Source organism: Marinomonas sp. A3A, assembly GCF_018336955.1.
Classification (GTDB): Bacteria; Pseudomonadota; Gammaproteobacteria; order Pseudomonadales; family Marinomonadaceae; genus Marinomonas; species Marinomonas lutimaris.
Window position 1 is genome coordinate 1,204,376 of record NZ_CP025532.1, and the last position, 20,369, is coordinate 1,224,744.

Below are 20,369 nucleotides of genomic sequence, written 5' to 3' on the forward strand. Positions count from 1 at the left end.
CCCAGTGACACCTCCGCATTTGAACCCTAACTACGCGATATTTTGTGAACAATCCTCTTCTCGTGCCTTGTTATTGGAGCATGTCCAAGATGCTCGAGAAAGACACGGACTTGATTCATTAAACCAAGAGCAAATTGATATATTAGAACCCTTGTGGATCTTGAGTGATTATTTACATCAGCAATTTACTCGTTTTCCCCATTGGTTAGATGATTTGTTGGCGCTTAAAAAGCTACCTGAAAAGCCGTCCAAAGAAGCCTTGATGGCTGGCGAAGCATTTTTTTCATGCGAGGCGAGTGCTTGCCAGACAGAATCACTAGAGCCATTAGATGAAGCCGGTTTTATCAAACGTTTGCGTTTGTATCGTCAGTGGTGGATGGTGCGACTGATTGCCTTTGATATTCAACAGCGGCTTTCATTGAGCGAGCTAACATCGCGCTTGAGCGCTTTAGCGGATGCTTGTGTTAATGCCAGTCTGCAATGGACAACACAGCACTATCTTGCCCTGTATGGTCAGGCGTTGGATAGTAACGGTCAGTCTCAATCGATGATTGTCATTGGTATGGGGAAATTGGGTGGCAACGAACTAAACCTGTCTTCCGATATCGATCTAATTTTTGCCTTTCGTGAACATGGCGACACCCAAGGCGGCAAAAAAAGCCTATCTCACCAAGAGTACTTTACTAAGCTTGGTCAAAAACTGATTCAGCATCTAGACCAGGTCAACGCTGATGGCTTTGTTTTCCGAGTCGACATGCGTTTGCGGCCGTTTGGTCAGTCTGGTGCTTTGGTGCTCAATATGGACTCCTTGGAGAACTATTACCAAGACCAAGGCCGAGATTGGGAACGTTACGCCATGATCAAGGCGCGTGTCATGTCGGGTGATGCTTTGGATGTTCGTGAATTTGAAGCCTTACGAAAACCCTTTGTTTATCGTAAATATCTTGATTTTGGTGCGATAGGCGCGCTGCGCGATCTTAAGCAAATGATTGCCAAAGAAGTGCGCCGTAAAGGGATAGAGCACAATATTAAATTAGGCGAAGGTGGTATTCGTGAAGTGGAGTTTATTGCTCAAGCTTTACAAATTTTACACGGTGGCCGTGATCAAGGCTTGCAAACACCAGCCTTGTTAAAAGTCTTACCTTACCTTGCTCAGCAGGATTATTTACCCGTCGAAGAAATGGATCAATTGCGTGAGGCGTATCTGCTTTTACGTCGTACCGAGCATGCGCTACAAGCGGTGAATGATGAGCAAACACAGCTCTTGCCTGAAAATGAAAGCGCGAGAACTCGCATTGCTTTAATTGTTGGTTTTCCCTCTTGGGAAGCATTGGATAAACGCCTTTGGGAGGTGCGCAAAAATGTACATCGTTCTTTTGTTGCATTAATCGATGATGGCCATGAAAGCAGCGAGGAAGTTAAAAGTCAGGAAACATGGCGCTTGCTGATTAAGCATCCAGAGGATCGAGAAGCCATACAAGATGCAATTGAGCTGATCTCTTGGCAAGATCAAGAAGCGAGTATTTCACGTATTTCGCAGTTGCTTAGCTCGCGCACTGTGGTGTTTATGCAGCCGATTGGTCATGAGCGACTTGCTGTATTTTTAGCAGCTCTGATTTCTAAGTTAACAGACGAAGCCAATCCAGATTTGGTGTTAGAGCGCGTTTTCCCTATTCTAGAAGCGGTGTTACGTCGTACTGCTTATCTTGTCTTGTTGTGTGAAAACCAAACCGCATTGACACACCTTATTCGTTTATGTCGGGAAAGTATGTGGTTTACCGAAGCCATTTCGACAACGCCAGCATTGCTGGACGAACTGCTGGACGCTAATACACTATTTTCACCACCAGATAAAAGCATGCTAGCAGAAGAGCTGCAGCAGATATTATTACGTTTACCTGAAGACGATGAAGAAGCTCAGATGGACGCCATGCGTCGGTTTAGGCGTTCTATTATCTTGCGTATTGCTGCCTGTGATATCACCGAAATATTGCCTGTGATGAAAGTGAGTGATCACTTAACTTGGTTGGCAGAAGTGCTTTTAGATCAGGTGTTGCAGCAATCTTGGCAATATTTGACGAAGAAACACGGCTTCCCAGTAAGCCAAGGCGAGGTTGCTTTCACTCCACAACTGGCGATTATTGGTTATGGTAAGTCAGGTGGTTGGGAGCTTGGCTACGACTCAGACCTAGATCTGGTGTTTATCCATGATGCACAGGCAAACGGTAGTACAGACGGCGATCGCAGTATCGACAATCTCACTTTTTATACGCGTCTCGGCCAACGTTTAATTCACATGATAACCAGCTTTACCGCTGCTGGTCGTTTGTATGAAGTCGACATGCGTTTACGACCTTCAGGTAACTCTGGTTTGTTGGTTTCTAGTTTAGAAGCTTTTAAAGATTATCAACAAAAAGAAGCCTGGGTTTGGGAGCACCAAGCATTGACTCGTTCACGTGGTTTGGCTGGTGAGCCCAAATTGCTGGCTAAATTTGAAGATTGTCGTAAAGAGATTATTGCTACAGTTAGAGATCGAGATTTACTAAAAGCTGAAGTCATCAAGATGCGAGAGAAGATGCGTGCTCATCTTGATACTGGTGGCAAAGAAAAAGGTTTTGATCTGAAACAAGGGGCTGGTGGCATTATTGATATTGAATTTATGGTGCAATATTTAGTGTTGGCTTGGTCATGTAAATACCCAGAACTGATGCGTTTTTCAGATAATGTTCGTCAGCTAGAAGCCGCTGCTTTGGTTGGTTTGATTGGCGCTGAACAGGCTGGAAAAATGACCGACACCTATACGCTTTATCGGTCCCTAACTCACAGGTTGAGCTTGCAGCAACAAGGCCGAGTGGTTCAAAAGGATACTCTGGTTGATAACCAGAATTTGGTGAGCCAATATTGGGAAAGTTTTGTTAATGATGACAAAATCTAAACTTTGTCTTTGCTTTCTTGTTACAAAAAGGTGTTCGTAAATTAGCCAGTCACCCGCTATACTTTACCCATAGATCAGTTTTTTCGATCCGCCATTCACAATTGATAGGAGGAAGAATGCCAAGCATTAATGGTGTAAGTAGTCCTGCGATGAGCTATGCAAGCGAAGTTTATAGCGCAAATTTAGCTAAGGCTGCTCAGGTACAAGAAGGCAAGCAAAACCTTGATCTGCTGGCGGAAGCCGCAAAAAATGTCACGCCTGCAGCCAGCAGCGGATCACATGCCACGACAGATAACTTAGGGCAAAATATCAACGTTAATGTTTGATGCTAATAAGTTATCCAATTGATTTGAAAAACGCTACATAATCAAAGGCCCCGTTAGATTGCATCTGGCGGGGCCTTTTAGTTTTATTTAAATAAAACTCTAATTATTTGTTTCGATAAAATGCTGGTCTTCATCTGGTAAAGGTTGATTATCGATTGCAGCTTCAAAGGCTTTTAGACGTTTGTAGATAGATAATAACTCTACGATGGTTGTCCATGAATTGACCAGAAATTGAAAAGAACCTTCTACTTGATTAAAGGCGTTACTGATACGTTGAAAGATACCTAAAGTAAGTGCGCCAGCCACAATAGATGGACCGAGAGCGATTAGAGGTACCAAAACACCAGCTTGTAAGTAACCATATCGAACGATATTGAAATACAAATAGTTTGCATAAAGGTTAAAGTAGTTTTTGCGTACGTTGGTGAATAGTTCGGCTAGCTTAATTGGCTCAGCTCTGTCTGCGTGATCTTCACCGTAGACTAATTCTTTCCTGTAAGCCGCTTCGACACGTTGGTTTTTGAATTCTAGTCCAGGAAGTCTGATACCAGCTACAGCCAAAAGCGTTGTACCAACAATAGACCAAAGAATCGCAATGAATACCAAAGCTTGCGGCACTTCGCCTACGAATGGTAATTCTTTCACATATGAAGACAGTCCCCATAATACAGGTAGGAATGCCAGTAGTGTCATCATAGAGTCTAAAAAGCGAACACCTAGAGTTTCAACAATGCTAGCGAAGCGCATGGTATCTTCTTGAATCCGCTGAGATGCACCTTCTATGTGGCGTACTTGCTGCCATTTAGAGGCGTAGTAATTATTCATGGCGGTACGCCATCTAAAGACATAGTGACTAACAAAAAAGCTATTTAATACAGCGACTGTAATAAATACAAATGCGATACCCGCAAAAGTGAAAAGTTGAGCAAAATATTCATCTATGGTGATGCTATTGGGCGCGCTTAGTGCTTTTTGAATTAAGTCGTAAAAACTACCGTACCATTCGTTAATCATGACGCTAACTTGTACTTGGAACCAAGTAATGAACACAATTAACCCTGAGCCAACCACGGACCATTTAGCCCATTTCTGACCACCATAAATGACCCAGCTGCCAATAAATATGGCATAACAAACGGCCATATATTGATATAACCAAATATCGAATGCTGTATCTTGTGCGCTCTTAAAGGCGGCTTGTGCCGCGGCATCAGCGCCTTCGGCTAACGCTGCTGGAAAATGAACGCCAAATAGCGAGCCAAGGCTTAAGATGCTCCCTAAGTCTTGGACTTTTGCATACCAGCCAATAACACAGATAAGTGCCCAGAGGGCAAAACTAAGAAAGAATAGCTTGGGTTTAGGAAAGAAAGATTGAAACACAGTTTGGTTGCTCTATAGGTTGAATGGTTCATAAGCCATTGATTTACGCTAAATTGTTTAATGGCACTTTATCGGAGCTTAAACCAGTCAAGTGATAATCACAATCAAACAGCTCCTAAGGAATCAGCAAAAAAGACGATAATCCATTAATAAAGTGTCATTTTAACTATAATAGAGCGTTAGGTTACGGAATCAGGGTATAGGGTAATTATATGGCACAGGTTGATGTGTATTTAGTCCGAGCTTTTTCTATCTCTGGGCAAGGAGGGAATCTAGCAGGAGTGGTGTTATATGCAGATGCACTAACGGATTTGCAGAAGCAATCTATTGCGAAGCAAGTGGGGGTCTCTGAAACCGCTTTTGTTAGTCAAAGTGATAAGGCGGATTTCCAGTTATCTTTTTTTACTCCAACTGTAGAGGTTGATTTTTGCGGTCATGCCACCCTAAGTGCATTTTGGTTGTTACGTTATTTGCAGCATATTTCTGCTGGGAGTTATCAGCAGGAAACCAAAGCTGGAGTGTTGCCAGTTGAAGTAGCCTTAAATGGCGACGTTTTGATGAGTCAAAGTTTACCAATTTGGTCGGCCGAATTTAATGCTGAACAAATTGCCCCTATGTTAGGTCTTCAGCCTCAGCTTATCGCCCAATCAGGTTTGCCTATTCAAGCCGTATCTACTGGGTTGGTTGACGTGTTAATTCCTGTTCCCTACGGTGTATTGGATTGCCTTGAAATTGATAATGATGCGATAACGCATTTTTGTCAGCAGTATCAATGTGTCGGATTTCACGTATTTGAAATGAACCCGCCAGAGGCGCCTTATACGGCAAGCTGTCGAAATTTTGCACCAGCTGTAGGGATTCCAGAAGAGTCTGCAACAGGCAGCTCAAGCGGAGCGCTAGCCTGTTATTTGAATCGACACTTTGGTTATCAGCAGGCTGTTTTTGAGCAAGGTCGAGCAATGAAAATGCCATCGCGTCTAGTGACTCAATTAACAATAAAAAGTGGCGTGTTAACCCAGGTTCAAGTTGGTGGGGAAGGGGTGTTCAGTAAGCTTATTTCTATCGATGTGGATTAAATAAAAAATCGGACCGAAGTCCGATTTTTAAACATATTACCTAGTGCTAATTCGCTTACGCAGCTTTATTGTTAGCAATTACTGTCGCAATGGCTTTATCAAGTCGAGCTAGGCCGTCTGAGATGTCTTTTTCAGGAATAATCAAAGATGGCGCTAAACGTAAAACGTTTGGACCTGCAACAAGTACAAATAAACCTTCTGCAGCTGATGCTTTAACAATTTCGCCCGCTTTGCCTGCAAGACTGTCAATCACTTCAGCGCCGATTAAAAGACCCATGCCACGGATATCTTTAAAGATATGGTATTTTTCATTTAAGGCTTTTAGTCCTTCAACAAATAAATCGTGACGTTTTGCAACACCGCCTAAGACTTCAGGAGTATCGACGATATCAATTACTGCTTCGGCAATGGCGCAAGCCATTGGGTTGCCACCATAAGTACTACCATGAGTACCAAAGGCTAGGCTTTTTGCCGCTTTTTCTGTTGCTAGCATAGCACCAACAGGGAAGCCGTTACCTAATGCTTTTGCAGTTGTTAGTACATCAGGTTTTACGCCAAGTTGCTCGTAAGCGTATAGCGTACCTGTACGGCCTACACCGGATTGAACTTCGTCATAAACCAATAGCGCATTGTATTGATCGCACAATTCACGAACTTGCTTGGCAAATTCAATGTCGGCAGGAATGATTCCGCCTTCGCCTTGAATTGGCTCCATGACAACGGCACAAGTTTTATCGCTAATGATAGCTTTAAGCTGTTCTATGTCGTTGTAGTCGCAATGCTTTATGCCACCTGGAGTTGGCTCAAAACCTTCTTTGTATTTTGCTTGTCCGCCTACAGAAACGGTAAACAAGGTACGACCATGGAAAGATTTATAAAAGGCGATAATTTCGTGTTTTTCTGGTCCAAAATTATCAAACGCGTAACGACGAGCTAGTTTAAAAGCAGCTTCGTTGGCTTCTGCGCCACTGTTTGCAAAGAAGACTCGGTCAGCAAAGGTTTTTTCAGTCAACTTCTTAGCTAGTCGTAGTGCTGGCTCATTGGTCATAACATTGGATAGATGCCAAAGTTGTCCAGCTTGCTCGCGCATGACGTTGACTAGAGTCGGGTGTGAATGACCCAATGCAGTAACGGCAATGCCGCCTGCAAAATCGATGTATTCTTTGCCTTCTTTGTCCCATACGCGAGAGCCTTCGCCACGCACTGGAATAATCGCAGAAGGTGCGTAGTTAGGAACCATTACTTCATCAAAGGTTGCTCTCGTTACTTGTTGTGTCACTTTTATATACCTCTTAAAAATAGGTGGCCGCAATGGCGGCCACCAGTTGGTTTATATCAGATTTCTCAACTCACGAATAGCGACAGTTACCATAGCAAGTGTTAATTCGCTTTCGGCTTTTATTTCACTAAAAGTCGCGCGGTAATGCTTGATGCTGTCATTATTTGATTCGCGCCAATGAGTCAGACGTTGCTCCAGTTTCTTGATATCGACACTGGACTGAATGACCTCTTGAGTGAGGGTTCTTAAACTATTATCCACTTCGTCGCCTAGACCTGCTTTTGCACGACGTTGCCACATATCGTCAGCCGATAGCTCGCTAACTTTATGACGCAACCAATGCAGCTCTAAGTCCATTTCAAGAGCAAAGTAGGTTTGAGCGACATCCAATACTTCGGTCTCGGTATTTGCCGCGACGCGAATGATATCTAATCCGTAGAATAGGTAGTGAAGAGACGACAGTCTTTCTGCTACTTCAGCTGGGATGTTTTGTTCCACAAGGCTTGCAGCAATATCGGCCAAATGTGCTTGGCTAGATTCTGTCAAAATCGCCTGCATGTTGGCTCGAATTACTTCAACACCTGGTTTGTAAGTGTCTTTCAAGCGCTGAATCGATAAGCTTTCGCGAGTGTTACGCAATAGCCAAAGTGTCGCACGCTCTAGAAGGCCTTGGATACGGATCAGCAAGCTGTTCAATACAGGGTTAGAAACGGTGAAGTCTAGACCGTTAATCGCATCCCAAAGTGCTGGGATACCAAAGATGTCTTCCGCCGCCATGTAAGCACGCACCACGTTCAAAGAAGACGCTCCAGTCTCTTCTTGCATGTAGGTGCTGAACGTTGGTCCCATACGGTTGCCTAGGTTGTTCGTCACATGTCCAGCGATGATTTCTTGAATCAACGGGTGTGACGCCATTTGGCCGCCGAAGTGTTTGGTTAGCTGAGTTGGAAAGTACTCATTGATTTGAGTTGTCAAATCGACGTCTTCACCAATACCGTCTTCTACTAATTGCTCAGACAATTTGATTTTTGAATAAGCCAGTAGTACAGAAATCTCTGGGCGTGTTAAGCCTTGACCTTTGTTTAAGCGCTTTTTAATTTGCGTATCACTAGGTAAGTACTCGATTTCACGATTCAAACGACCTTCACGGACAAGAGATTGAATCAAACGCCAATGATCTGCTAGACGTACTGGAGCTTGCGCATTTGCCAAGGACAAAACATGACTCTGGCCGCGGTTATGGCGCAATACTAAATTGCCCACTTCGTCGGTCATTTCTGCAAGCAAGCTGTTACGTTGCTTCTCTGTCAAATCGCCGTTCTCGACCACGCGGTTTAGTAGGATCTTGATATTTACTTCGTGATCCGAGCTATCTACACCTGCAGAGTTATCAATCGCATCTGTGCTGATTAAGCCGCCTTTTTGAGCGAATTCAATACGACCTAGCTGTGTTAAACCTAGGTTGCCGCCTTCGCCAACAATTTTGCAACGTAGTTCTTTACCGTTTACGCGCAGTCCGTTGTTAGCGCTGTCGCCTGCATCTGCATGAGATTCGCCTTCCGATTTAACGTACGTTCCGATACCGCCGTTCCAAAGTAGGTCAACGGGGGCTTTTAGAATAGCGTTGATCAAATCCGTTGGTGCCATGGATTTGATGTTGCCTTCGATACCCAATGCTTTACGAATATCCGCATTGATTGGAATGGATTTCGCAGAGCGATTAAAGATACCGCCGCCTTTTGAAATAAGCTCTTTGTTGTAATCTTCCCAAGAAGAGCGAGGAAGTTTAAACATGCGCTCACGCTCTACAAAAGACGTCGCCGCATCAGGTGTTGGGTCGATGAAGATATGCATGTGGTTAAACGCAGCGATCAGACAAGTATGCTTAGACAGCAACATGCCGTTACCAAATACGTCGCCCGCCATGTCGCCGATACCAACTGTGGTGAAATCAGTTGTTTGGCAATCAATACCGATTTCTTTGAATTGACGTTTAACAGATTCCCAAGCCCCACGAGCTGTGATACCCATCTTCTTATGGTCGTAACCATTGGAACCACCAGAAGCAAAAGCATCGCCTAACCAGAAGCCATATTTCGCAGAAATACTGTTTGCCAAGTCAGAGAAGGTGGCTGTGCCCTTGTCTGCAGCTACGACCAAGTACGGGTCGTCTTCGTCGTAACGAAGTACAGACAGAGGAGGAACTACTTCGTTTTGAACTAGGTTGTCAGTAATGTCTAGTAAACCGCTAATGAAGGTGGTGTAGCAGTGAATGACTTCTGCTTGAACTTCTTCACGAGAAGCATTCTTTTTCAATTGTTTGGCAACAAAACCACCCTTTGCTCCAGATGGAACAATAACGGCGTTTTTGACCATTTGCGCTTTTACTAGGCCAAGTACTTCAGTACGGAAATCTTCCATACGATCAGACCAGCGTAAACCACCACGCGCGACTTTGCCGCCGCGCATGTGAATGCCTTCTACCCATGGAGCATAAACGAAAATTTCGAATTTCGGTCTTGGTAGTGGTACCGCTGGAATCAAGGTTGGGTCTAGTTTGAAAGAGACGTAATCTTTGACTTCGCCTTCTGCACCAGCTTGGTAGAAGTTAGTGCGCAACATTGCCTGAATCACAGAGAGGTAGTGTTTCAGAATGCGGTCTTCATCCAAGTTGGCAACTTGATCCAATTCTAATTCGATCTTCTCAAGTAGCTTTTGTACTTTTTCGTCACGCTTTGCTTCTTGGCTAGGGTCGAAGCGTTGTTCGAATAGTTGAACCAAAAGGCGAGCGATGCCTGCGTTTTTCTCTAGAGTTTGCTGCATGTACTGCAAAGAGAAAGGCACTTGAAGTTGCATCAAGTACTTGGTCAACGCGCGAAGCATAGTAACTTGGCGCCATGTTAAGGAGGCGCTTAGGACTAAGGCGTTAAAGCGGTCGTTTTCAACACGACGGCTAAAGACTTGGTTGAATGCATCTTGGAACGCTTCACGCTGAGAGTTTTTATCAAGGTTGATATCCGCATCCACACTGATGGCAAATTCAACCACCCAAGTGTTCGCTGTGCCGTCACCATTTTGGTCTAATTCGTATGGGCGAGCTTCTAGTACTCGTAGGCCCATGCATTCCAAAATAGGCAAAACGTCAGATAGAATAAGCGTTGTACCAGCGCCATATACTTTGAAAAAGTAATTGTTTTTGGTTTGGCCTACTTGGCGGTAAATGTGTGTAGAAATGTCACCTTCACCTGCCAATTGGCCTAGTCGTTCAATATCGAGAACAGCTGCATTCGGCGAGAAATCTTCACGGTAAGCTGCTGGTAAATAAGGCACGTAGTCGTTGAAAAGAATATTGCCGTTTTCTTCGCCATGGCTCTTATGTAGTGCCATTAATAGTTTATCTTCCCATGAGCTCATAGCATCTTGCATCTTACGCTGAATGTCTTCTGCATCGATGGTTGGGCTTTGCTTAGGATCTGCAATTTGAATGGTGAAGTTAACGCGAGCTAAAACAAGCTGCGAGAATTGTACGTTGAATTCAGAGCTGGTGCCGTTGCACGCGCTCATCAAGATGTCTTGCATCTTCATTCGCAATTCAGTGTTGTAGCGATCGCGAGGCACGTAAACTAAGGCGTTCAGGAAACGACCGTAAATGTCTTTGCGAAGGAATACACGCAATTGACGGCGTTCTTGAATGGCAAGAATGCTTTCGATGGTGCCAAAAAGCTCATCAACAGGAGCTTGCAGCATTTCATCGCGTGGGTAGCTGTTTAGAATGTGTTTAAGGTTTTTGCCCTTGTGGCTGTTTGGGTCCACGTTGGCTTTTTCGACAATAATATTGAGCTTTTTGCGCAATAGTGGAATGTCTTGCAAGCGAGCAATATAAGCCGCAGAAGAGTACAAGCCAAAGAAGCGCCATTCGCCAATTACATTGCCTTTTTTGTCGAAGCGTTTTACGCCAAGGTAATCAAGGTGAACTGGGCGATGAACAGTAGAAACCGCAGTGGACTTGGTTAGCACTAGAATGTTGCTGCTATCAATGGCTAGCTTGGCAAGATTATCTCGTAAAACGATATCGCGTTTTACTTTTTTATCGTTGATGTCGCGGAAGGTCCCTAGACCTGAGCCTTCTACCAATTTAAGGTGTGTTTCGTCACCTTCCACTGAAAGGTCGTAAGCACGGAAGCCAATAAAGGTGAAATGATCATTAGCAACCCAGCGTAAGAAATCCAGGATTTCTTGATGTTCTTCGTTCTTTTTAAGATGCGTAAGTTGTTCAGATTCACTAATGATATCGCTTAGTTTGGCTTTCATTGTTGGCCAATCTGCGACAGTTTTCTTTACATCGACTAAGCTCTTAAGTAACTCTTCTTTAATTTCGTCAAGCAAGTTGATATCAGACAAACGATCGATTTCAAAACGCATCATGGCTTCGTGTGATGTTGAAGACGGGTTGATACCTTGTAGCTCGCCTTTTTTATTACGGTCAACTGGAACAACTGGATGTGCTGTTAAGTGAATGGTGTGGCCAAGACGAACCAACGCCATATTGAAAGACGAAACAAGGAACGGCATGTCATCCGTTAAAATTTCGATAACGGTATGGGTAGATTGCCAGCTGTGTTCTTCGTAGTTCGGATTGTAGACACGAACTTTTGGTTGGTTGACTGGGCGTTGTTGTAAGAAATCCCATAGGCAGATAATTGTGCCATATAGGTTCTCGATAGATTCATTGACCAAATCTTCCGTTAAAGAGTCCTGGAAGTAGAGGTGCGTAAGTTGAATCAAGTTGTTCGCTTCTGCAGTGCTGAAGTTTTCGTTTATCTCTACTTCAACACGTTCGATTAATTCGTTTTTTTTGTAATCAGTCATTAGAACTCATCCCTCGTGAGTGGTGTTCTTAATAAAACTAGTTGTTAATGCAATTTTACGAAAGTATTCGGTTTGGACTCTGGATATGATTATTATGAAAATTTCACTCCTTTGATAGTTGGTAACTTATCTAATTGCGACATATTGTTGCGATGTCTGGTTAATTGGACTAAAAAAGCCTTGCTCAATACGAAAAAAACCTTTGTTATCCATTTTAAACGAAATAAACTCCTTTTTTGTCTATAGTTCGCAGGATAATATTTTGTACAAGACTGAATTCGCATCAAGAGAAATCATGCAGGCAAGTAAAAAGCCATTAAAATACGGTTTTTTGCTTTTGCCTCATTATTCTATGCTGGGGTTTTCTTCCGCTATTGAAACATTGCATATGGCGAACTGGGTGACAGGAAAAGAGCTTTATTCTTTTTGCACTATTAGCCATGAAGAAAGAGAAATTCCTTCAAGCACGGGGGTTACAACGGTTTCAGACTATCTGACAAGTGATGCTCCAAGCGATTTAGATGCGATTTTTGTGTGTGGTGCATCGCCAGTGATAAAAAACGAAAGTCAGACTTTAGAAAATTGGATAAAAAAACAGGCAAAAAAACAGGTTGGGCTTGGTGGCGTTTGCACTGGAAGCTATTTATTAGCGAAAGCAGGGTTGTTAGACGGTTACCGAGCTACGATTCATTGGCGTAGTCTTGCCAACTTGCGTGATGAATTTTTACAGACGATTGTTTCCAATCACCTTTTTGAAGTCGACAGAGACCGTTATACTTGCAGTGGTGGCACAGCGGCGATGGATATGATGCTTTTTCTGATTGGCAAGCAGCATGGTATGACGCTCGCTAGTAGTATTTCTGAGCAATTTGTTTGTGAGCGTATTCGCACTCATGAAGATCCGCAAAGAATTCCTTTGCAGGCTCGTATTGGTTCAGGCCAACCTAAGCTTGTTGAAGCTGTTCAGCTAATGGAAGCAAATATTCAGGAGCCATTATCATCTGACGATATTGCTTATCATGTTGGTGTTTCTCGGCGACATTTGGAACGGCTGTTTAAAGGCAATTTAGATATCGTGCCTTCGCGGTATTATCTAGAATTACGCTTACAGCATGCTAAGCAATTGATCACTCAAACGGATAAAGCAATTACAGAAGTTGGTGTGGAGTGTGGATTTGGATCTGCGCCCCATTTTAGTACAACCTACAAAGGTTTTTTTGGCATTACGCCAAGAGAAGAACGTAATAAAACCCATAATAAAAGCGTTGCGCCTGTCCAAATGGACAAGAAAAAGAGGCGGCTTTGGAAAAAGTAACTTAAAATACGGGTTACATTGTTCTTGGCGTGATTCTTGTATTCTACTTGATTGCGTAAGCTGATTGTTTGATTAGTTAGTCGCCAATTAAGAGTTGCGTTGTTATTACGGCAAAAATAATAAGTTCATAGAGACCTTTGCACGACGTGACGAGCGAAGCCAAGACGAGACAAAAATAGACGAGAAAGCAGAGTTTATGGGTTATAAATGAGCATTTCGAGTCTATTTTTAACAAAGTATTGGCAAGCACAGTAGTCGTGAAATGGTTTCTCATAAAATAAAAGAAGGTATAAAACATGTCGAAAGTCCCGGCGTTAGAGCTCATTGATATCCATAAAACGTTTGGTGATATTGAGGTGTTAAAGGGAATTTCCCTAAAAGCTTACGATGGTGACGTCATTTCAATTCTTGGTTCTAGTGGCTCAGGTAAAAGTACTTTTTTACGCTGTGTTAACCTGCTTGAAAATCCTACTCGAGGCGATATTCTTTTTAATGGTAATAAGCTTGATTTGATTCGAGGTGAATCAGACTTAGTCGCCAATAATATGAAGCAACTTACTCAAATGCGCCAGCAAATTGGTTTTGTCTTTCAAAGCTTCAATTTATGGCCGCACATGACGATTTTACAGAATGTGATGGAGGGGCCTCTTCATGTTTTAAAGCGTCCTAAGCATGAAGTTGCAGAATACGCTGAACACTTGCTGCGTAAAGTCGGTATTGCAGAGAAAAAGGACATGTATCCTAATCAACTATCTGGTGGTCAACAGCAACGTGTTGCCATCGCCAGAACATTAGCAATGGATCCACAAGTCATTCTGTTTGATGAGCCAACATCAGCGTTAGATCCTGAGTTGGTTGGCGAAGTGCTGACTGTTATGCGCAATTTAGCGGAAGAAGGGCGTACTATGCTTATTGTGACGCATGAAATGAACTTTGCTCGTGAAGTATCTAGTGAAGTTGTGTTTCTGCATCAGGGTGTGGTGGAAGAAAAAGGCACGCCTGATCAAGTGTTTGGCGCACCAAAGTCAGAACGCTGTAAGGCGTTTTTATCCAGTGTTTTTTAGGTATTATTTCGTTATTCAAGCAATAAACTATAAAAGACAAAATGATTAAATAAACAAATACACTAAGGGGATTACAATGAAATTGAAAAAAATGGTTTTGGGATCAGCGTTGTTGTTAACAGCGGCATTGTCAGCTGTTTCTGTACAAGCGGCAGATAAAGTTCGTTTCGTAACGGAAGGTGCTTGGGCACCGTTTAACTTTATTGATGAAGCAGGTAAGCCACAAGGTTTTGATGTTGATATCGCTCGCGCATTGTGTGCAAAAATGGAAGCTGATTGCGAAATCTTAACTCAGGATTGGGATGGTTTGATTCCAGGGCTTAAAGTTCGCAAATTTGATGCGATCATTGCGTCTATGTCTATTACTGAAGACCGTTTGAAAGTTGTCGATTTCACTAATAAATATTACTCAGGCGGTTTGCGTTTCATGGGTCGCGTTGGTGAAACATTTGATCTTGCTAAACTAGACGGAAAAACTATTGGTGCGCAACGTGCGACTCTAGGCGCTCAATATCTTGAAGATAACTTTGCTGGTAAAGCGAACCTAAAATTCTACGATAACCAAGATAACGTTTATCTAGATCTTATTTCTGGTCGCTTAGACATCGTTCTATCTGATGAGTTGCCAACTTATAACTGGTTGAAAACATCAGAAAGCGGTTCTAAATTTGAATTCAAAGGTGATGCTTTCATGAAAACTGACAACATTGCCATTGCTATTCGTAAGGGTGATGACAAGCTAAAAGCGAAATTGAATAAAGCGCTTGATGCTATTTTGGCTGACGGTACCTACCAGAAAATCAATGCTAAATACTTCCCGTTCTCTATCTACTAAGTGTAGATATTTCTTAGAGTTTCTCGGCGCTATTGCGCTGAGAAACCTACTTTAAGCTTACTCTGAGAAAAAACTATGATTGATCTTCATGGATTCGGTGATCAGCTGCTGCAAGGTGCTGTTGTTACCTTAGAGCTAGCGCTGGCTTCGCTGTTTGTTGGTTTAATTCTGGGATTATTAGGCGCCTCTGCTAAATTATCCTCTATCGCAGTTATCCGATGGATCGCTAATGGTTACACCACTATTATTCGTGGTATTCCTGAGCTCCTAACCGTGCTTATTATTTATTTTGGTGCCACCAGTGTTTTGATGGCGATAGCCGGTTTATTTGGTTACGACGAATATATTGAAGTGGGCGCGTTTGCAGCGGGTGTGACCGCACTTGGCTTGACGTTTGGTGCCTATGCGACAGAAGTGTTCCGTGGCGCCTTACAATCTATTCCGAAAGGGCAGCATGAAGCGGCAATCGCTTTAGGGATGGGGCCAATTCGAAAGTTCTACCGTATTATTTTGCCGCAGGTATGGCGAATTGCACTGCCTGGGCTAGGGAATTTATTTCTGGTTTTGCTAAAAGATACCGCCTTGGTATCTGTTGTCGGGCTAGACGATATTATGCGTAAGGCAAATATTGCTGTAAGCAGTACCAAGCAAGCGTTCCTGTTTTATTTGGTGGCAGCATTTATGTATTTGGCTTTAACCATTATCTCTATGGTGTTCGTTTCCTATATGGAAAAACGAGCGAGCCGTGGTTTGACTAGGGGATAATGTATGGATTTTTCAGTTGTTGTTGAATATTTTCCCCGTTTACTTGAAGGGGCTTGGGTCAGTCTTCAGTTAGTGCTTATTTCTATTGTACTAGGTGGTGTTTTTGCTTTGCCGATTGCGTTAGCAAGGATTTCACCGGTTGCATGGATTAGGGCAGTGCCTTTTGCTTATATCTTTTTCTTTCGTGGAACGCCCCTGCTAGTGCAGATCTTTTTGGTGTATTACGGCGCATCACAATTTGATGCAGTGCGAGAAAGTTTCTTATGGCCAATACTGAGAGAGCCGTTTTGGTGTGCCATTATTGCCTTTACGCTAAATACCTCTGCTTATACGGCTGAGATCTTCCGTGGCGCGATTCAGGCAATTCCACAAGGGGAAGTTGAGGCATGTAAAGTAATTGGCATGACGAAGTTTCAGATGTACCGGCGTGTCTTGTTACCACGTGCGTTTGGAATTGTATTACCAGCTTATGGCAACGAGATTATCTTGATGCTAAAAGGCAGTGCATTAGCCAGTACCATTACCATTTTGGATTTAACAGGCATGGCACGAACTATCATTGCAAGAACCTATACGCCGATGGAGATTTTCTTGGCGGCAGGTGCTATTTATTTGGTGATTAGTATCGTGATTATTGCTATTTTTCGCCAAATAGAGCAGCGTCAAAACCGCTATTTGGGCACGTTATCTATCAAGGTTCCTGACAAGGGTTAGCTTTGTGGGACATTGGTACTTAAATAAAAAAGAGGCTTTTTATTAGCCTCTTTTTTTATTTTATTGTCTTGATGATAGCTTAAATAGCTTCAGCACCTGTTTCACCAGTACGAATACGGATGATTTGTTCTAGCGCTGTAACGAATATTTTTCCATCTCCAATTTTGCCAGTGTTTGCACTGTGTTGGATAGCTTCAATAGCGCGCTCAACTTGGTCAGTTTCGACCGCAAGCTCTAGTTTTACTTTTGGTAGGAAGTCGACAACGTATTCTGCGCCACGATAAAGTTCTGTATGTCCTCGTTGACGCCCAAAACCTTTCACTTCTGTGACGGTAATGCCATTAATCCCAATTTCAGAAAGCGCTTCACGCACCTCATCAAGTTTAAAAGGCTTAACAATGGCCGTAATTAATTTCATTTCTTTTCTCCATATAAATTGAGAAATCTTCGCACGACTACTGTGCTTGTAACATCGAGTGAAGATTTCAAAGCATTATTTAGTCTAAAAATACCACTCTATTGTAAAAGTCGCCACAGGCTCGATGATTATGATCTACATTTAGTGAACATATCTTCACAGGAATGGAGTGCTTGAAATGAAAAAAATAACATCAAGCGAGTATTTTAGAGCGGGCTCTGAGTCTTTTTTTGCTCACATAGACGCTTTATTATCTCATCAAGCGGGTGTGCAATTATCCAGTGTGTCTTCGCCTCAAAGCGTGGCTTGCTATCAAGTCAAAGGTGTGAGTAGCAATCTGCAATTGAGGTTAGTGCTGATTCCACTTACTGGTGGGGAGGTATTAGGAAGGTTGTCTTGGCTCGACTGGCGTGGTATCGATCATATATGTTGTTATGTGAACGAGGCTTTCGATAGTTTAGTGATGGCGTCAGATGGTATTTGGAAAAAACAGAAGAAGAGTGCTGAAGTGTTATGTATACAGGGTTTTGAAACCTTGGTAGCGTAAATTTACAAAGACCTTTGCTTGGGATTTAGGCAAAGGTCTTTGCGACAAAATACTATTTCTTGTCAGTTACCTGATCTTAAAGACCATTTAATGCGTCTAAGTCGTCATACTTAGGTTCGTGGTATTTTTGTCCTAACTCATGAACCGCATCGATTAAGTATTTAGGGTGATCAGGATTTACAAACTGGTGAATGCCGTGACCTAGGTTAAATACATGACCGCTGCCTGTGCCGAAGCCAGACAATACGTTTTCGACTTCACGTTCGATGACATCTTTGCCAGCGTAAAGTACGCAAGGGTCAATATTTCCCTGTAGTGCTACTTTATCCCCAACGCGAGCACGCGCTTCTGCAATATCTGTTGTCCAATCTAAACCAAGTGCGTCAGGTCCCGTTGCGGCCATGTTTTCTAGCCATTGACCGCCATTTTTAGTGAATAAAATAACGGGAATTCTTTTGCCTTCGTGTACACGAATAAGGCCATCTAGGATTTGCTTCATGTAGAGCAAAGAGAACTGTTGGTACATAGGGCCGCTTAACACACCACCCCAAGTATCGAAAATTTGCAGCGCTTGTGCGCCAGCTAAAATTTGACCGTTCAGATACGCTGTAACGGATTTAGCCAGTTTGTCTAATAGCGCGTGTAAGGTTTCAGGAGAGCGATACATCATGGCTTTGATATGACGAAAGTCTTTACTCGAACCACCTTCGACCATGTAAGTTGCTAGCGTCCATGGGCTACCGGAAAAGCCGATCAGTGGCACATCGCCGTTCAGGGCATGGCGGATCGTAGTCACAGCTTTCATGACATAACCTAAGTCATTCGCAGTCGTTACTGGGATGGCATCGACATCGGCTTTGTTCCGAATCGTGTGCCTGAATTTAGGGCCTTCTCCCGTTTCAAAATACAAGCCTAGACCCATTGCATCGGGAATGGTGAGTATGTCAGAGAACAAAATAGCTGCGTCTAGGTCATAGCGTTTAAGTGGCTGAAGTGTTACTTCGCAAGCGAACGCATCGTTTTTGCAAAGGCTCAAAAAGTCTCCGGCTGTGGCGCGGCTGGCACGATACTCTGGTAAATAGCGTCCGGCTTGTCTCATCATCCATACAGGTGTTGTATCGACTGGTTGTTTGAGTAATGCGCGCAAGAAGCGGTCATTTTTGAGCTCTGGAAACATTAGGACTCTCCGATATAAATTTTCAGTTGGCGCATTTTACCTAAGTTGGGCAGGAAAAGCAGAGTGAATAAGTACAATTTATGAGATGGTTGTTGAAAAGGCTAATATTATTGATCTATGGCAGGGTTTGCTAATGGCTATTTGAGTGCTTTTTAAGGTTGCGGTGCTTTGAGTAAAGGTCTCTAGGTGATTGTTTATTTCCTAGGATGGTCAATCACCTAGATAGGTTTTAAGACTATATTTTTGGACACGCTGAGCCGCATTTTCTATGTCTTTATTGGAGTGTAGCTCGGCTAGAACCTTGGGGAAGGCGGCTTTTGTTTGTGCGACGTCCATTCCAGGTTTGAGATGAGAGGAATAGAGGGCTTTAAGCAGTAAATAATCCAGTGGACTAAGATAGGTATCTACGCTGACATCGTTAAACACAGATGGAAAAACATCGTTAGAGTCATTCGGTAGCCCTAGTAATTGAGTTATTTCTTCAACGATACAATCCAAAAAACGTGCTTTTCTGCGTGCATAGTCGACAGGGATAATAATACTTCCCTTGATTATCTCGTATTTGCCATTGCGACTGAAATTGCCTAAGCAAATAGCTTTGTTAAGTGCCGCGCGAATTTTTTCTGGATCGCCAATATATTGTCTGACTTTGTTTTCGATATTGTCGTAGGTGGTGAAGATAACAAAAATATTGGCTTGTTTAGGATCATTGGTAAAGTCGATGGGCAGGCCAGTGATATTGGCAAGGTGTTGGGCGTGAACACTGAGTAATTCTTTTTGCAGGTTGGCATCACCACTGTCACTTTCAAAGAACAGCTTAATAGGTTTGTTCCAGCGGATTAATTTAGGGTATTTGGTTTCTTTGTATTCTCGTTCCAAGGCAATTTTAATAAAACTGTCTTGGATATAAGCATCGTTCTGCCAGCGCTCCTCACTCAAGGCGAGTGAGGAGATAAAGAAGGTTAGTAGCCAAAAAGGACTAAAGCGGATCATCAATCTGAGGTTGAGTAAGTTTGTTTGCATAGTGCTGTAATGCACTAAGCGAGTCGGGTGTAAATGGCATCTTCTCTGAGTTATTTAGTATGCTGTCGATGCTCATTTCATGGACAGAAGCGACTTCTTTGGGCTGCAATGTCAGCTCACCATGTATCGCTGCATCATAGTGGCAAGTAAATATCTTGCCCCATATTTTGAATCCTTCGCCCTCGGTAAAAAAAACGCCTTGGCTTTCGAGTGGTGCATCGAAGCCTAGTTCTTCTTGAAGTTCTCTGTGGGCCGAATCGATATAAGATTCGCCTTTTTCAACCACGCCACCCGTTGTTACGCCGTAGAAGCCTGGGCAAAAAGCTTTGTCATCAGTTCGTTTTTGAATGAGTAAATTTCCGACCTTGTTGAACACCAAAATATAAGTGACACGATGGTAATCTCTGCCAAAATTCATTAAGTGTCGCGGCACATCGCCAATTATCTTGTTGTTTTTGTCGACTAAGATAATGACTTCGTCATTTTCGGGCATAAAATACTCAATTTAAAAGTGAATCTGGTAGAAAGCAAAAGGGTATCGGCATTTGTCTTGAAAGAAAAGCCTTCTTGGGTATTAAAGAAAAGGGAATAGCCTAAGATAATAGGCCTGCTTGAGAACATAAGGTGTCGAAAAAGCGACCTATTT

General features: G+C 43.0%; 16 protein-coding genes. 9 read left to right on the forward strand and 7 right to left on the reverse strand.

The window, feature by feature from the left end; all coding sequences use genetic code 11:
* Nucleotides 1-4 precede the first annotated feature (4 nt).
* Together glnE and CYL31_RS05590 are read left to right on the forward strand one after the other, a co-directional pair.
* Nucleotides 5-2,935 (forward strand): bifunctional [glutamate--ammonia ligase]-adenylyl-L-tyrosine phosphorylase/[glutamate--ammonia-ligase] adenylyltransferase, encoded by a 2,931-nt coding sequence (glnE, locus tag CYL31_RS05585; RefSeq protein ID WP_212917963.1) that lies wholly within the window; start codon nt 5-7, stop codon nt 2,933-2,935.
* Between the two features lie 116 nt (nt 2,936-3,051).
* Nucleotides 3,052-3,261: a hypothetical protein gene (locus CYL31_RS05590; protein ID WP_249411705.1), complete on the forward strand. Its 210-nt coding sequence runs from the start codon at nt 3,052-3,054 to the stop codon at nt 3,259-3,261.
* 99 nt (nt 3,262-3,360) lie between these two features.
* Here CYL31_RS05590 and sbmA read toward each other — a convergent pair whose 3' ends face one another.
* The gene (sbmA, locus tag CYL31_RS05595) at nt 3,361-4,641 is read right to left on the reverse strand and encodes a peptide antibiotic transporter SbmA (RefSeq protein ID WP_212917964.1); all 1,281 of its coding nucleotides are present in this window, start codon (nt 4,639-4,641) and stop codon (nt 3,361-3,363) included.
* Between the two features lie 212 nt (nt 4,642-4,853).
* Here sbmA and CYL31_RS05600 point away from each other — a divergent pair, with 212 nt between their 5' ends.
* The gene (locus CYL31_RS05600) at nt 4,854-5,717 is read left to right on the forward strand and encodes a PhzF family phenazine biosynthesis protein (protein WP_212917965.1); all 864 of its coding nucleotides are present in this window, start codon (nt 4,854-4,856) and stop codon (nt 5,715-5,717) included.
* Between the two features lie 55 nt (nt 5,718-5,772).
* Here the strand turns inward: CYL31_RS05600 and CYL31_RS05605 are convergent, their stop codons facing one another.
* A complete protein-coding gene (locus tag CYL31_RS05605; protein WP_212917966.1) occupies nt 5,773-6,996 on the reverse strand; it encodes an aspartate aminotransferase family protein in 1,224 nt (407 codons plus the stop codon).
* Between the two features lie 51 nt (nt 6,997-7,047).
* Nucleotides 7,048-11,865, reverse strand: a complete 4,818-nt coding sequence (locus CYL31_RS05610; protein WP_212917967.1) for an NAD-glutamate dehydrogenase — start codon at nt 11,863-11,865, stop codon at nt 7,048-7,050.
* Between the two features lie 295 nt (nt 11,866-12,160).
* On the opposite strand from CYL31_RS05610, the gene CYL31_RS05615 reads away from it, so the two are divergent.
* The 5 genes from CYL31_RS05615 (at nt 12,161) to CYL31_RS05635 (ending at nt 16,558) form a co-directional block, all read left to right on the forward strand.
* Entirely contained in the window at nt 12,161-13,180 is a 1,020-nt protein-coding gene (locus tag CYL31_RS05615; protein WP_212917968.1) for a GlxA family transcriptional regulator, read from the forward strand.
* Nucleotides 13,181-13,476: 296 nt separating this feature from the next.
* Nucleotides 13,477-14,244, forward strand: a complete 768-nt coding sequence (locus tag CYL31_RS05620) for an ABC transporter ATP-binding protein (protein WP_212917969.1) — start codon at nt 13,477-13,479, stop codon at nt 14,242-14,244.
* Between the two features lie 76 nt (nt 14,245-14,320).
* Nucleotides 14,321-15,079, forward strand: a complete 759-nt coding sequence (locus tag CYL31_RS05625) for a transporter substrate-binding domain-containing protein (protein ID WP_212917970.1) — start codon at nt 14,321-14,323, stop codon at nt 15,077-15,079.
* 75 nt (nt 15,080-15,154) lie between these two features.
* Complete coding sequence (locus tag CYL31_RS05630) at nt 15,155-15,844, forward strand: ABC transporter permease (RefSeq protein ID WP_212917971.1); 690 nt, start codon at nt 15,155-15,157, stop codon at nt 15,842-15,844.
* A 3-nt stretch (nt 15,845-15,847) separates the two neighbouring features.
* Complete coding sequence (locus CYL31_RS05635; protein ID WP_212917972.1) at nt 15,848-16,558, forward strand: ABC transporter permease; 711 nt, start codon at nt 15,848-15,850, stop codon at nt 16,556-16,558.
* A gap of 79 nt (nt 16,559-16,637) precedes the next feature.
* On the opposite strand, the gene CYL31_RS05640 is transcribed toward CYL31_RS05635, so the two are convergent.
* Complete coding sequence (locus tag CYL31_RS05640) at nt 16,638-16,976, reverse strand: P-II family nitrogen regulator (protein WP_110577288.1); 339 nt, start codon at nt 16,974-16,976, stop codon at nt 16,638-16,640.
* 178 nt (nt 16,977-17,154) lie between these two features.
* On the opposite strand from CYL31_RS05640, the gene CYL31_RS05645 reads away from it, so the two are divergent.
* The gene (locus CYL31_RS05645) at nt 17,155-17,523 is read left to right on the forward strand and encodes a hypothetical protein (protein ID WP_212917973.1); all 369 of its coding nucleotides are present in this window, start codon (nt 17,155-17,157) and stop codon (nt 17,521-17,523) included.
* 76 nt (nt 17,524-17,599) lie between these two features.
* Here CYL31_RS05645 and hemE read toward each other — a convergent pair whose 3' ends face one another.
* The 3 genes from hemE to CYL31_RS05660 form a co-directional block, all read right to left on the reverse strand.
* A complete protein-coding gene (gene hemE / locus CYL31_RS05650) occupies nt 17,600-18,700 on the reverse strand; it encodes a uroporphyrinogen decarboxylase (RefSeq protein WP_212917974.1) in 1,101 nt (366 codons plus the stop codon).
* Between the two features lie 210 nt (nt 18,701-18,910).
* A complete protein-coding gene (locus tag CYL31_RS05655; RefSeq protein ID WP_249411706.1) occupies nt 18,911-19,723 on the reverse strand; it encodes a DUF2927 domain-containing protein in 813 nt (270 codons plus the stop codon).
* Entirely contained in the window at nt 19,680-20,216 is a 537-nt protein-coding gene (locus CYL31_RS05660) for an NUDIX hydrolase (RefSeq protein ID WP_212917975.1), read from the reverse strand. The genes CYL31_RS05655 and CYL31_RS05660 overlap by 44 nt, the downstream gene beginning before the upstream one ends.
* Nucleotides 20,217-20,369: the final 153 nt, after the last annotated feature.

Coding starts and splice junctions, on each gene's coding strand:
- CYL31_RS05660 (WP_212917975.1), bottom strand. CDS start 20,216: ATGCCCGAAAATGACGAAGTCATTATCTTAGTCGACAAAAACAACAAG.
- CYL31_RS05590 (WP_249411705.1), top strand. CDS start 3,052: ATGCCAAGCATTAATGGTGTAAGTAGTCCTGCGATGAGCTATGCAAGC.
- CYL31_RS05615 (WP_212917968.1), top strand. CDS start 12,161: ATGCAGGCAAGTAAAAAGCCATTAAAATACGGTTTTTTGCTTTTGCCT.
- CYL31_RS05655 (WP_249411706.1), bottom strand. CDS start 19,723: ATGCAAACAAACTTACTCAACCTCAGATTGATGATCCGCTTTAGTCCT.
- CYL31_RS05630 (WP_212917971.1), top strand. CDS start 15,155: ATGATTGATCTTCATGGATTCGGTGATCAGCTGCTGCAAGGTGCTGTT.
- CYL31_RS05625 (WP_212917970.1), top strand. CDS start 14,321: ATGAAATTGAAAAAAATGGTTTTGGGATCAGCGTTGTTGTTAACAGCG.
- CYL31_RS05600 (WP_212917965.1), top strand. CDS start 4,854: ATGGCACAGGTTGATGTGTATTTAGTCCGAGCTTTTTCTATCTCTGGG.
- CYL31_RS05645 (WP_212917973.1), top strand. CDS start 17,155: ATGAAAAAAATAACATCAAGCGAGTATTTTAGAGCGGGCTCTGAGTCT.
- CYL31_RS05620 (WP_212917969.1), top strand. CDS start 13,477: ATGTCGAAAGTCCCGGCGTTAGAGCTCATTGATATCCATAAAACGTTT.
- hemE (WP_212917974.1), bottom strand. CDS start 18,700: ATGTTTCCAGAGCTCAAAAATGACCGCTTCTTGCGCGCATTACTCAAA.
- CYL31_RS05640 (WP_110577288.1), bottom strand. CDS start 16,976: ATGAAATTAATTACGGCCATTGTTAAGCCTTTTAAACTTGATGAGGTG.
- CYL31_RS05610 (WP_212917967.1), bottom strand. CDS start 11,865: ATGACTGATTACAAAAAAAACGAATTAATCGAACGTGTTGAAGTAGAG.
- CYL31_RS05635 (WP_212917972.1), top strand. CDS start 15,848: ATGGATTTTTCAGTTGTTGTTGAATATTTTCCCCGTTTACTTGAAGGG.